This window comes from Paenibacillus sp. cl130, from assembly GCF_900116035.1.
GTDB classification, from domain to species: Bacteria; Bacillota; Bacilli; order Paenibacillales; family Paenibacillaceae; genus Paenibacillus; species Paenibacillus polymyxa_B.
Genome location: NZ_FOYG01000002.1, coordinates 246,845 through 259,819, shown reverse-complemented (window position 1 = coordinate 259,819; position 12,975 = coordinate 246,845). Strand labels below are relative to the sequence as shown.

Genomic DNA, 12,975 nt, shown 5'->3' with positions numbered 1-12,975 from the left:
GAGCAGCCTGGCTGCCTAAAGGGAGATTAACATGTCTGTTCCGAAGGAACGCATTGATGTATTACTTGTAGAACAAGGCTTTTTTGAAAGCCGTGAAAAAGCTAAAGCTGCGATTATGGCTGGTCTAGTGCTGGCGGACAGCGAACGGATAGAGAAAGCGGGTATGAAGGTACCACGCGCCAGCGAGCTTAAAGTTAAGGGTTCGGTGCATCCGTATGTAAGCCGTGGAGGATTAAAGCTAGAGAAGGCCATTCGTCAATTTGAGCTGGATATGAAGGGCAGGACAATGCTGGATATTGGTTCGTCCACTGGAGGTTTTACGGATTGTGCACTTCAGCATGGAGCGGAATACGTATACGCCATTGATGTGGGTTATAATCAGCTGGATTGGTCGCTTCGTAATGATGAACGCGTATGCGTAATGGAGAAAACGAATTTCAGATATATGACACCTGCGGATTTGAATGGTTCTGTCCCGAATTTCGCAAGTATTGACGTTTCGTTTATTTCATTACGTATTATTTTGCCCCCGTTGCTTGCCTTGTTGCATCAACCTGCTGATATTGTAGCTCTAATCAAGCCGCAATTCGAAGCTGGACGCGAAAAGGTCGGAAAATCCGGTGTGGTCCGTGATCCTGCTACGCATAAAGAAGTGTTGCAGACCATTCTGATGTTTGCGCATGAGCTTGGACTTACGCTGCAAGGTTTGGCTTATTCGCCTATTACAGGTGGAGAAGGCAATATTGAATTTTTAGCGCATTGGCGTTTGGATGGGCTTCCTGCTGCAGAATCGCAGCTGGAGAATATGGATTTCAGACCACTAATTGAACGTACCGTTCAGGAAGCAGGTCAGACTTTTAATAATGGTCCATCGCGTAAGTAACATTCAGGGGTTCTCCATGAGTTCTGTGAACTTAAGGGAACCTCTTTTTGGTGTGAGGGATTGATTGTAGAACTCACGTTCGCCTATAATGAGATGTACAAAGGAAAAGGAATTTTACATCTTGTCCTAGAATATGTCCATGAGGTGATCGGTCCATGGACACAAGATATGATACGATTATCATCGCTGTAATCGGGGTGATATTAGGGATATGGGCTTTATATAGCCTGCGTGCCTGGTTGAAGGAGCCAGGGCCGCTTGTGCTAAAGACAATACCGATTAACGAGGATTTGGATGAAGGGCCTGCTATAGATATACTCGAAGAAGCAGGTTATGAAGTAGTCGGTGGGAAAATGAAAATACCGCTTGCTTTTAAAGTGAATGGACATACCGTGTATAGCCGTTTGTTTATAGACTACGTGGCTGTACGAAACGGTTCGACATATATGGTCAAAACGTCACGCCGCAAGAAACCAATGGAGTGGAGTGGTCCTGATTTACGGGACAGGCTCATGCCGTATTTGTTGCTCTATCCGGGTTGCGCGGGTGTATTGTACGTTGATACGGACGAGCGAAGTATTCGCCTTATTACATTAGTGGAAGACCTCGAAGAAGAGGAATATGAAGGTTAATCCATAGGAGGATTATATGAAGGGTCAACGACATATTAAAATTAGGGAAATTATTTCACAACATGAGATTGAGACGCAGGATGATCTGGTTGAAGCATTGCGTAAGGCTGGTTTTCAGGTCACACAGGCGACCGTATCGCGTGATATCAAGGAGCTGCTGCTGATCAAGGTTCCAATGGACGATGGCAGATATAAATATTCAATGCCTTCAGATCAGCGCTACAATCCGGCCCAGAAACTGAAACGTACGTTGGTCGATAACTTTTTGCATATTGACTACACAACCAATCTGATTGTGATGAAGTGTCTGCCGGGAACAGCCAACTCGATTGCTGCTTTATTGGACAATATTGAATGGTCCGAGATTATGGGTACGATTAGCGGAGATGACACCATTTTGATTATTTGCCGATCGGAAGAAAACAGCGAAGCTATCGTGAATCGTCTTATGGGCTATATTTCCTAATTATAATGGCTACGCATATTAGGCGTTTTAATTTGTACATCATAGAGGTGAAAGAACGATGCTGGTCACTTTGTCTATACGGAATTTGGCGGTCGTAGAGGCCGTCGATGTTCATTTTTATAAAGGGTTTCATGTCTTGAGCGGGGAAACAGGTGCTGGTAAATCCATTATTATCGATGCGCTTGGGCTGATTGCAGGCGGTAGGGGCTCTGCTGATCTAGTACGTTACGGTTGTGATAAAGCAGAGATGGAAGCCTTGTTTGAGCTGCCGGTAAAACATCCAGTTTGGAATACACTTGAGGAACAAGGGATTAAGGCTAATGCGGAGGAGCATTTGCTGATTCGTCGCGAACTTACGGTTCAGGGGAAAAGCTCTTCTCGAATTAACGGTCAGATGGTTAATTTAACGATGCTGCGTGAGGTAGGTGAGCAACTCGTCAATATCCACGGGCAACATGAGCATCAAAGCCTGCTACGTGCAGATCGCCATCTGGCACTGCTGGATACGTTCGGTGATTCGGTGATCGGTCCAGTCAAAACGCTTTACCGTGAGCGTTACAATGCTTTTGTCAAAGCGGAAAAAGAAGTAAGAGAACTGCAAAGCTCCAGTCAAAAGGCTTATCAGCTTTTGGATATGTACCGATTTCAATTAGAAGAGATCGCTGCGGCGGAGTTGAAATTGGGAGAAGATGAATTATTGGCAGAGGAACGGGTCAAGCTATCCCATAGTGAGAAAATGATGGATGGGATATCAGGGGCATACGAACTGCTAAGCGGCAGAGGTGGGCTGGATACGATCAATAACGTATTGTCCAGATTGAACGATGTCCAAAGCTATGACAGCAAAAGCCTTCAGCCCATTGCGGAGCAGATTCAGTCTGCTTTTTACCAGTTAGAGGACGCAGCATTCCAATTACGTTCTTATCGTGAGGATATTGAATTTAATCCAGGCAAGCTGCATGAAGTGGAGCAACGTTTGAATCAAATTACCGGATTACAGCGAAAATATGGTGATAGTATAGAGCAGATTTTGGAATACTATAGCCGTATTGAGCAGGAAACCGATCTGCTGGAAAATAAAGATGAGCGGCTGGAGCAGCTCATTGCAAAACGGGATGAGTTGCTTTCCGATTTGCTGGAGATTTCAGAAGAGCTTACAGAAGCACGTGAAATTTGTGCTGAAGAGCTTGCAGAGCAAGTGGAGCAGGAGTTAAAAGACCTGCAGATGGAAAGAACGTCACTCAAGGTGCGCATTGATCCAATTGAAGATCCACGCGGATATGAGTATAAAGGTCTGAAGGTAAGGCCTACCAAGCAAGGCATAGATAATGCGGAATTTCTTATTTCCCCCAATCCAGGTGAGCCACTACGTCCACTTGGTAAGATCGCTTCAGGCGGTGAGCTATCACGTATCATGTTGGCGATGAAAAGTATTTTTGCGCGTCATGATCAAATTCCAGTACTCATTTTTGACGAGGTGGATACCGGGGTGAGTGGTCGTGCAGCTCAATCCATTGCCGAGAAGCTATATCGTTTATCTTCCGTTTGTCAGGTGTTTTCCATTACTCATTTGCCACAGGTGGCATGTATGGCAGATCATCAGTACCTTATTGAGAAAAATGTTCATGATGGACGGACCATGACTCAAATTGAGGGACTTACGGAGGACGGGCGTGTCAAGGAATTGGCACGGATGCTGGGCGGCGTGGAAATTACCGAAAAAACATTGCATCACGCACAGGAAATGCTGAATTTGGCGGAAGGAAAGAAAGCCTGAAAAGAGCGGCTGGCGTAATGTTTAACAGTTATAAAAGCCTGGGGGCAAGGTTACCTTATAGGTACGCAATTGGCGACCACCTTTACTCGTCAAGCGAAAGAAGCAAAGGGAGCGTGACAGCCATTGAATTTTTACTCCAGGATCAAATTGCTCGGTCTTTTGCTTGTTTTTCTTATGTGTTCTATCGGTAACGCTCAGTATGTGCAAGCAGCGCTGCCTCCACAAGCTTCTTTGGATTTGTTCGGCTCTAAAAGCATGAGGACAACCCAAGAAAGTGTAGTCCCCGATTTAAAAGTATACCCGGGGGGGCAGACGATTGGGGTCAAAGTAAAATCTTCAGGAGTGCTTGTCGTCGGTCACCATATCATTCAGGAAAGTAATGATCGTAAGGTGTCACCTGGTGAAACAGCAGGGATTCGCCTAGGGGATCGAATTACACACATGAACGGCAAGCCACTCAATAGCCTGGCAAGGGTTGCTGAGGCAGTAGACGAAGCAGGTAAGAACAAAAAACCGCTCGACATCACGCTTTGTCGAGGGGAGCAGACCATTTCCACCAAGTTAACACCAGCATATGATCAAGATGATAAAGCGTGGCGGCTTGGGTTGTATATTAGGGACTCGGCTGCAGGTGTAGGTACATTAACGTTTTACGCACCGGACCAGGGTGTATACGGGGCCTTGGGTCACGTAATTACCGATATGAATACCCAAACCCCTATTGTCGTGGGGAGCGGAGAGATTGTGCAATCCAATGTGACGTCAATTGCGAAAAGCCAAAGTGGGGAACCAGGAGAAAAACGCGCTCATTTTCTCAAAGATCATCGGGTATTAGGAAATATTGAACGAAATACGAATTTCGGAATTTTTGGGAAAATGTCAGATGAGCCGCAATATGGATTGTATTCGACTCCTATTCCGGTGGCCCTTGCGAATGAAGTAAAAGAAGGACCTGCAGAAATTTTGACTGTACTGGAAGGTCAACAAATTCAGCGGTTTCAGGCGGAAATTGTACACATTTCTCAGCAGGACAAACCGGCAACCAAAGGACTTGTGATTCGCATTGTAGATCCAAAGCTGCTGGATAAGACCGGGGGAATCGTGCAAGGAATGAGCGGTAGTCCGATTATCCAAAATGGTAAGCTTATCGGGGCTGTGACACATGTATTTGTGAATGATCCTAAATCAGGTTACGGTTGTTTTATCGAATGGATGCTGCGCGATGCAGGAATCATGCAGAATAACGTAAGCTTGAAATCATCTTCTAATCTTAAGGCGAGCTAGTGGCCTTAAGATTTTTTTGTCGAAAAGCAGGGGAATAACTCATAATTGCAAGATAAAGAATCAATTATAATAGAAACTCTAAAAAAAATAAATAAAAATAATTTTCGACAGAAGGAATTCATAATTCGATGTCGAAATCATATACTCCGACAAGAAATATTTATATACTGTAAATAGATATCACAATGGAATATCACTCAATGAGGAGGAAGTACATTGCAAAAAATTGAGGTATTGTTGGCTGATGACAACCGGGAATTTACGAATTTGCTTGCTGAATATATTTCCGATCAGGAGGATATGGAAGTTACAGGAATCGCCTATAACGGCGAAGAAGTGCTCCAACGCATCGCAGAATCCCGCAACATACCTGATGTACTTATTTTAGATATTATTATGCCTCACCTGGATGGTCTCGGTGTGTTGGAGCGTTTGAGAGAAATGAACGTGACTCCACAGCCGAAAATCATTATGCTGACTGCATTCGGTCAAGAAAATATTACACAGAGGGCCGTACAGCTCGGGGCATCTTATTATATTTTGAAGCCGTTTGACATGGAAGTGCTGGCTAACCGTGTTCGCCAATTGGTGGGACCGCAGTTAGTTAGCAGCAGTCCGGTAACCATTTCATCCATGCGGTCCAACGTAGTACCTATGGGTAAGACGAAAAACCTGGATGCCAGTATCACGGCCATCATACATGAAATTGGTGTACCAGCTCACATCAAGGGCTATCAATATTTACGCGAAGCCATTACGATGGTGTACAATAATATCGAAATCTTGGGAGCCATCACCAAAACATTATATCCGGCAATCGCCGAAAAGTTCAAAACGACGGCATCTCGCGTAGAACGCGCCATTCGTCATGCTATCGAGGTAGCATGGACCCGAGGAAATATCGACAGCATTTCACATCTGTTTGGTTACACCATTAATATCAGTAAGTCCAAACCAACCAATAGTGAATTCATAGCGATGGTGGCAGATAAGCTGCGGATTGAGAATAAGGTGTCCTGAAAGAGTCAGAATGATTGATGAAGCAAGGGATTTTTGGGGTTTGACGTTTATCAATGATAATTGCAGGGATGGCTTCTAATCTCCAAAACAGCCGCCCAGATTACCGATAAACTTCTGAATAGTAGAAAACTAATACCGCCTTTTTATTGGTTCTTCCAAGAACCAGTAAAGGAGCGGTATTTTTTATGAACGATTTTCAATTTCAACTGGACAATTTAAAGTTTTCTTCAATTATCGTCATTTCATTGCTATCAGTCGTCGTTCTACCAAGGGAGAGAGTTGGAATTGTTATTGAACTATTGCTTGATCGACAAGCTCTATAAGAAATATAATTAAAACAATCTTTCAAATGAGGTGAATCGGATGTCATTCCGTATTGTTCGAGGTATTTAGTTTCCGGGCTGGAAAAAACGCGTACCAGCCGTCAAGGGAGAAGTCTATCCTTTTGGCTACAAAAACTAAAATTCTGAATGATATCGGTCTGCTAACTCGTAGTTTTTATCCTTAATTGGAAGGTGGAAGAAAAATGAATTCAATAGAATATAAAGAGTTTTATGATAAGGTTGGAAAAATCAACGGATGGGATTTCAGCAATGTGAAATGTATCTCCAAAGGAGTAAAATGGGACTTCTACAATGAAGTGGCGAAGACATGCAAGAAGTCGGATATATTGCTTGATATCGGTACTGGCGGCGGGGAAGCAATTTTATCAATAGCAGATTCTGCATTACTTCTAGTTGGGATTGACCATTCCACCGGAATGATTGAAACAGCAACCAAGAATTCTGCTGAATCAGACATAGCAAATGTTCGTTTTCTCCAGATGGATGCTGAAAATCTAAATTTTCCTGAGAACTTCTTTAATGTAATCTCTTCTCGACATTCATGTTTTTATGCAAAAGAGATAGCAAAGGTGTTAGTAAAGGGTGGTATGTTCCTGACACAGCAAGTAAGCGAAAACGACAAATTAAATATTAAAGAAGCGTTTGGAAGAGGACAGGCTTGGGGTGCTAAGAAAGACTCGTTAAAAGCTAAATATATTACCGAATTAAGTGATGCGGGCTTTAACGATATACAGTCATTTGAATTCAATGCAAACGAATATTATCAGACTCCTGCAGACTTAATATTCCTCTTGAAACACACTCCGACTATTTCTAACTTCGGAGAAAAAGAAATTGATTTTCAAATACTCCAACAATTTATTATAGACAATCAAACCGAAATAGGAATAAGGACAAATTCAGAACGATTTATGGTGATTGCTAGGAAGTAAAACATAAAGGGATACCCGTTTCTGGGTATCCTTTTTTTAAAACTTATAAGTTTGATGGAATAAGTGAATAAAGATTTTCAGCATCTCCCTCCCTATATGGCGGTACAATTGTTGGGGATTATAAAACATAATGCTCTCCACGAGGTTATAAAATAAACCTGAATCAGTTGCACCAACCATCACGAAGGGAAATTTTCCTTTTGTAAACAGTTCTGAAATTCTCTTTAATTTTGATATAAACAAAGTGTCGTTTCTTGTCGATATAGTATCTAATATAAAGAGAACTGAGGAGCGAATATATGAAATTTAACATTCGAACAAAATTGATATTGGGTTTTTTAGCGGTAATAATCCTTTTGATCGTGATTAGTACAGTATCTATCTCAAAAATGAAAAACCTAGGTGACACTTCGATGGCAATTGATAGCCATTGGATGCCAAGTGTGACCATACTGGGAACACTAAATGGTGATGTATCTGATGTAGAGCGGATTTCATTAAACATTATTGTAGAACGTGACCCAGAGGAAATGGAGAAGGTTCAGGCCGAATATGATAAGGTTTTAAAAAAGGTCGAGGACGGCCGCAAAACATACGAAAAATTAATTGCTACCCCTAAAGAACGCGAAATGTACGAAGAATTCTCCAAAAATTATACGGAGTATTTGGCTAAGTTGCCTGAAGTGATCGAAGCAGGTAAAGCTAATGATTATGCTCAATCAAGCATCCTTCATCAAGAGTCCTATAAGTTATGGTATAGTTCAAACGATATGATCAGTCAGCTCATTAAATTGAATGCAGATGGATCTAAACAGACTACGAAAGAAGCTGTTGACAACTTTATTTCAGGGAGACAATTGATCATCGTTTTGAGTATAGCAGCCGTTATATTAGCATTGATCATGGCAATCATCATAGCCCAAATTATTTCTAAACCTATCTTGCGGATCAGTCGTGCTGCTGAAAGTATTGCATCGGGTGATCTTACAAGTGAAGCTATCATTGTGAAGGGCAAGGACGAGATCAGTACGTTGGCACATTCCTTCAATGTCATGGTTGAGAACCTTCGTCAACTGATTCAATCTGTGAGTAAGACGACTGAGTTGGTAACCACTTCCTCAGAAGAATTGACGGCCAGCGCAGAGCAAAATAGCCAAGCTTCTGCACAAATAACCGAAACGGTGCAAGAAGTAGCTACTGGAACAGGAGACCAGGTAGATATGGTGACGAAATCGTCCCAAGCTATTGAGGAAATGTCTATCGGTGTTGAGCAAATCGCCATCCGCGCGCAAAATGTATTCGCATCTGCGCAAGATGCGGCCCATAAATCGGCTGAAGGTAACCAGATGATTCAACAGGCAGTTACGCAGATGAATGCCGTGAATGATTCGATGAATGGATTGGCAGATCTCATGGCTGGATTGGGAGAGCGCTCAGACGAAATTGGCAAGATCATTGATGTTATCACCAATATTTCTAGTCAGACCAACCTTCTTGCCTTGAACGCTGCGATTGAAGCGGCCCGTGCAGGAGAACATGGTCGCGGATTTGCTGTAGTTGCAGGCGAAGTTCGCAAGTTGGCTGAACAATCGGCTCATTCAGCTCAACAAATTACGGAGCTAGTGGGATTGATTCAAAAGGATACTACCCATGCTATTGAGGCGGTAGCGTCTAACGGGAAGGATGTCATGACAGGTCGTGAAGTTGTACAAAATGCAGGCGCATCCTTTGAACTCATTCAGGAAACCGTAAATAAAGTGGCCAGTGAAATTGAAGAGGTTTCTGCCGGATCAGAACAAATGTCTGCAAGTACAGATGAGATTGTTGGTTTTGTCAGACAAATTTCAGCGATTGCTGAGGAAGCCGCAGCAGGGACACAACACGTATCTGCCGCAACTCAGGAACAGCTGGCGTCCATGGAGGAAATTGCTTCATCTGCAAGAAACCTGTCTACGATGGCAGAGGATCTGCAAGGGCAAATTGGTAAATTCAAAGTATAATTCGTATACTGCTTTTTATGTTTCAGAGGAACTAGCTGCTCTATTGTGAGCGGCTTTTTTCTTTTTTTATTAATATATTGTGATTAAAGGGTGGAGATATGAGGAATCTGTAATTGGAAAGATATGATATAATGGTGGGAACTTCTTTGGGTTGGAGTGACATCATGGACAATAAGACTGAACTTAAAGCAAGTGACCTACGTCAGTTAGCGATAGAAAAAATCATAGCTACACCGTTTTTGAATGATTTTAAATATCTGAAAAGCAGAAAAGTTTTGAAAAAAGAAACCAAGGAATTTATATTTGGAATTTGTTTTGGTGCGACGAAATATGGTGCATTAAAAGTTTATATTATCGTGGAATCCAAAAGAATAAAAAAGAAGTATAGTACTGTGGCTTGTTTTCACAGTGAGCTGATTGCTCTCACCAAGAAATATACGGGAAACAGGGATTACCTTGTGTCCACAGAAGCAGAAAGAGAACGGGTGATCCAAGAGATTATTGAAGATATCTACACTTTCGCGTTGCCCTTTTTCAAGCGATTTGAACATGTAGAAACACTAGCAGAACAAGTACATAAGTCAGGCTTTTTACCGCATCGCAAACGCTTTGATAAGTTTAATCCTTTAACGAAAAGATTCATTGATTTTTATTATCAAGGGGAGTAATGTAGCCATCTGGGACATTTTTGTTCTCACCATTGGGCAGTAGGTAAGCATTTTGATAAGGAGAACGAATTCCATGGGGGGATATTATCGTTTTTCAATAGGATGATGTACAATTTGTAAAACGGGGCAATGTACTCCTTAGGAAAAGATGATTTACCTAATATGCTCAATTTCTTGCTTAGAGGCGAGTTGGATATTGCACTGGAGGGTACGTTTTTTATATGGGTAGACAATCGGATGAACAGCACAGAGGCTGTATAGCGGGTATAATTTCAATGAATAAAGCTATAGGCTAAGTCATCGCATTGAACGGGCTAGTGGTATTAACCCAATTGATTCTAAAGCAAAGGCGGGGATGAGAGCATGTGGAATAGTCTGACTTGGGTGTTCTTCGGCGTGTTGTTGGTGGCGTTGGGTTGGATTGTTAAAGCAAGGCGTAGTCGCAGCAGCAACAAACAAGTGCATGAACAGCGGGGCAGTAATGTCGTTGAATTTCGTCCTCGTAAGTCCGCTCGACAATCCCGCACCGGAAATGAATCTAAGTCTAAAGTGTCTTCCGGTTCACGCCCGAATGAAAAAGCAGCAGGTATTCAGGCCCAAACTGGATTTGGACTGTCTGACTCTATCCAGGGCACAGGCAAGCAAAAATGCTCCTTTTGTAAAAAAGAAGACAAATTAACCTTCTATGCGGATGACAATGGATCGCTGTATGGGGTATGCAAAGAGTGTAAGCATAAGGCGGAAAGACAGGATATGTTGCCACTTTAGTCTATACAGACGATTGAGGACCATCATTAAAAAATTCTTATAATTAATAAAAACTCCCAACCGATGCAGTAAATTGGTTAGGAGTTTTTTTGTTTGTGCTTTACATTGTTATCTAATTTGCCTGTCAATCAATTCCTCAAGCGCATCTGCTATGTGATCTGGTCCATAGGATAGCTCTTCCCGGCTTAAGCTCAACCAGGCATGACGCTCATCCATATCAAAGGCAGTCTCCAGCCAACCAGATAACCCTCTGCCCCTGCGGTCTACTTCTACAAGCACATGCACACCCTCGGGTTCCAACTGCATAATCAGCTCCAGCTCCTCGATATCACGTGCATACTCTGATCCGGGCGTAAATTCAAATTCCTGTACGTACGGAACACCGCGTCCCAGCTTAGGGTGACGTTCGCAGGTGGAGGAACGGAATCGGAAGCCCAACAGGTGAACCGCCTCAAACACTGTATTCATATAGGGATGTGGCTCGATTTTTAGTGAATCACGATCGGTCGGGTCCAAAGCCATGCCAATATCTAATGCTGTTTCCAGCCAGACGGGCTGTTTGACGTGAGTAACAGGAGTTTCCAACGGCAATCTGAAGGAAAAAGGAATTTCAAGCTCCTGTCCTTGCTGTAGATGAAAGCCATCAGATACCTTGATCCGTGCAATGCAGCAGGTGGTGGTAGTTTTTTTATCATCGTGCTCTACGATATATTCAGTCTTGAGCTCAATGTCAATTTTGCCGATTTCCTGATCAATCTTGCCGCCTTTGATGCGCATGATACCACTAAGTTCTTCCCCAGGCACATATACGGCTTGATCTACCAGTGTATCGACTTTAGCTGAACCGATTCCTGCGCTTGCTAAGATTTTGTTGAAAAAACTCATTATTCCGTCCCCCCAGATAACCTCATGGTCATGATATACAAACGAAAACTAAAAACTTGTACAGCTTAACCGGATATACGGGGCAATGGTTCGAATCGTTCCAAAAAAATGCAAGAAAAAAGTAACTGGTACTCACGTAGGCATATTGCAGCTTGTCGATCTATCTGTCTACTAATCGCAGTTCACTTTATGAGGAGGTATAAAGCAATTTCGACAGCGAGGCTCATAAGCCTCAGAGTCACCGATCATCACAATAGGTCCTACAGTGGAAGGTTTACCATTTACCATACGTTGCGTAAATACTGCTTCCGAGCTACCGCATACAGCGCAAAAGGAAGTCAGCTTCTCGATATCATCCGCCATGGCGAGTAGACCACCGACATAGCCGAACTCCTTGCCTCGATAATCCAGATTCAGCCCATCGGCAATTACATGCTTGCCGCAATAAGCTAGCTCTTGTACAAGCGACATAATATGACGACTGAAAAACTGGACTTCGTCAAAGGCAACCACGTCGGCATCTTTTGTTTCTTGCAAAATACGCTGAACGAGCTCATCTGTGAGTTTTCTGGGGATAGAGATAGCGGGCAGCCGATATCCGATCCGGCTTACTATTTCGTCCTCGGCATAGCGGTTATCTTCAGCGGGTTTGTAAGCGACCACTTTACGATGCCCGTATTGGATTAGTTTTTGACAGCGGCGAATCAATTCGCCGGATTTTTCACTGAACATGGGGCCTGTAATAATCGTAATTCGTCCTGTAGGCAAAGCGAATTCCCCTCTCTGTAACATGTACATAACACTGTAAAACTTCTTCTCCGAAAGAAAACGCCATTATAGATTACCATAACCAGCCGCATACAGACTAGAGAAAATATATTGTTTTTCGACATGTTTTTGTATGTCTATTCCTAAAACGTAAATGTGGTCGTCATTGCTCTGCCGCCTCTGGCATGATATGGTGAAGCGTAGTGGAATGAAGGGAAGAGTGAAAGGCATGGACGAAAAAAATACGGATTATAGTGCCAAAAAAGGAGCATTACTGGAGCAAGGGCTGATCAGCCCGCAAGCTCTAGAACTCATCACTGAGCTGGAGACAGAGCTGAACTTTCTGCGCAAGCAAAATGAATCATTTCGCAAGGCGCTGCGAGCCAAATCAGCACAAAGTCCAAGGATGTCTACTAAATTACGAGATGCGCTGTATGAATGATATGGAAAGATATCTGGATTAAAGGGTTATCTTTTTTGTAGCCTATGCCTAAATGCTATATTTTGTACAGTGAAATAAAGAGAGTACAATAAGCTATATATAATCA

At 42.8% G+C, this 12,975-nt stretch carries 13 protein-coding genes; 11 read left to right on the top strand and 2 right to left on the bottom strand.

Features of this window, described 5'->3' with window-relative positions; translation table 11 throughout:
* Positions 1–31: 31 nt before the first annotated feature.
* From BM358_RS07595 to BM358_RS07550, 10 genes are all read left to right on the top strand, one after another.
* The gene (locus BM358_RS07595; protein WP_028540596.1) at positions 32–883 is read left to right on the top strand and encodes a TlyA family RNA methyltransferase; all 852 of its coding nucleotides are present in this window, start codon (positions 32–34) and stop codon (positions 881–883) included.
* A 155-nt stretch (positions 884–1,038) separates the two neighbouring features.
* Positions 1,039–1,515 (top strand): hypothetical protein, encoded by a 477-nt coding sequence (locus BM358_RS07590; protein WP_028540597.1) that lies wholly within the window; start codon positions 1,039–1,041, stop codon positions 1,513–1,515.
* A gap of 16 nt (positions 1,516–1,531) precedes the next feature.
* Positions 1,532–1,981, top strand: a complete 450-nt coding sequence (gene ahrC, locus BM358_RS07585; RefSeq protein WP_013310809.1) for a transcriptional regulator AhrC/ArgR — start codon at positions 1,532–1,534, stop codon at positions 1,979–1,981.
* A gap of 58 nt (positions 1,982–2,039) precedes the next feature.
* A complete protein-coding gene (gene recN, locus BM358_RS07580; protein ID WP_028540598.1) occupies positions 2,040–3,758 on the top strand; it encodes a DNA repair protein RecN in 1,719 nt (572 codons plus the stop codon).
* 123 nt (positions 3,759–3,881) lie between these two features.
* A complete protein-coding gene (spoIVB, locus tag BM358_RS07575; RefSeq protein WP_023989240.1) occupies positions 3,882–5,042 on the top strand; it encodes a SpoIVB peptidase in 1,161 nt (386 codons plus the stop codon).
* Positions 5,043–5,258: 216 nt separating this feature from the next.
* On the top strand, positions 5,259–6,062 hold the full coding sequence (gene spo0A / locus BM358_RS07570; protein WP_091002009.1) for a sporulation transcription factor Spo0A: 804 nt from the start codon (positions 5,259–5,261) through the stop codon (positions 6,060–6,062).
* A gap of 526 nt (positions 6,063–6,588) precedes the next feature.
* Positions 6,589–7,338 (top strand): class I SAM-dependent methyltransferase, encoded by a 750-nt coding sequence (locus BM358_RS07565; protein WP_028540600.1) that lies wholly within the window; start codon positions 6,589–6,591, stop codon positions 7,336–7,338.
* Positions 7,339–7,637: 299 nt separating this feature from the next.
* Positions 7,638–9,338, top strand: coding sequence for a methyl-accepting chemotaxis protein (locus BM358_RS07560; RefSeq protein WP_028540601.1), 1,701 nt, complete (start codon positions 7,638–7,640; stop codon positions 9,336–9,338).
* Between the two features lie 113 nt (positions 9,339–9,451).
* Positions 9,452–10,006, top strand: a complete 555-nt coding sequence (locus tag BM358_RS07555; protein ID WP_231517121.1) for a hypothetical protein — start codon at positions 9,452–9,454, stop codon at positions 10,004–10,006.
* 363 nt (positions 10,007–10,369) lie between these two features.
* Positions 10,370–10,774, top strand: coding sequence for a hypothetical protein (locus BM358_RS07550; RefSeq protein WP_028540603.1), 405 nt, complete (start codon positions 10,370–10,372; stop codon positions 10,772–10,774).
* 108 nt (positions 10,775–10,882) lie between these two features.
* On the opposite strand, the gene BM358_RS07545 is transcribed toward BM358_RS07550, so the two are convergent.
* Complete coding sequence (locus BM358_RS07545; RefSeq protein ID WP_028540604.1) at positions 10,883–11,659, bottom strand: sporulation protein; 777 nt, start codon at positions 11,657–11,659, stop codon at positions 10,883–10,885.
* A gap of 171 nt (positions 11,660–11,830) precedes the next feature.
* Positions 11,831–12,427 (bottom strand): thymidine kinase, encoded by a 597-nt coding sequence (locus BM358_RS07540; protein ID WP_023989232.1) that lies wholly within the window; start codon positions 12,425–12,427, stop codon positions 11,831–11,833.
* Positions 12,428–12,635: 208 nt separating this feature from the next.
* Here BM358_RS07540 and BM358_RS07535 point away from each other — a divergent pair, with 208 nt between their 5' ends.
* Complete coding sequence (locus BM358_RS07535; RefSeq protein WP_013310799.1) at positions 12,636–12,869, top strand: hypothetical protein; 234 nt, start codon at positions 12,636–12,638, stop codon at positions 12,867–12,869.
* Positions 12,870–12,975: the final 106 nt, after the last annotated feature.

Bases quoted from the DNA above. Each gene is read 5' to 3' on its own strand.
- BM358_RS07595 (WP_028540596.1), top strand. From the start codon at position 32: ATGTCTGTTCCGAAGGAACGCATTGATGTATTACTTGTAGAACAAGGC.
- BM358_RS07560 (WP_028540601.1), top strand. From the start codon at position 7,638: ATGAAATTTAACATTCGAACAAAATTGATATTGGGTTTTTTAGCGGTA.
- ahrC (WP_013310809.1), top strand. From the start codon at position 1,532: ATGAAGGGTCAACGACATATTAAAATTAGGGAAATTATTTCACAACAT.
- recN (WP_028540598.1), top strand. From the start codon at position 2,040: ATGCTGGTCACTTTGTCTATACGGAATTTGGCGGTCGTAGAGGCCGTC.
- BM358_RS07550 (WP_028540603.1), top strand. From the start codon at position 10,370: ATGTGGAATAGTCTGACTTGGGTGTTCTTCGGCGTGTTGTTGGTGGCG.
- BM358_RS07590 (WP_028540597.1), top strand. From the start codon at position 1,039: ATGGACACAAGATATGATACGATTATCATCGCTGTAATCGGGGTGATA.
- BM358_RS07535 (WP_013310799.1), top strand. From the start codon at position 12,636: ATGAAGGGAAGAGTGAAAGGCATGGACGAAAAAAATACGGATTATAGT.
- BM358_RS07545 (WP_028540604.1), bottom strand. From the start codon at position 11,659: ATGAGTTTTTTCAACAAAATCTTAGCAAGCGCAGGAATCGGTTCAGCT.
- BM358_RS07565 (WP_028540600.1), top strand. From the start codon at position 6,589: ATGAATTCAATAGAATATAAAGAGTTTTATGATAAGGTTGGAAAAATC.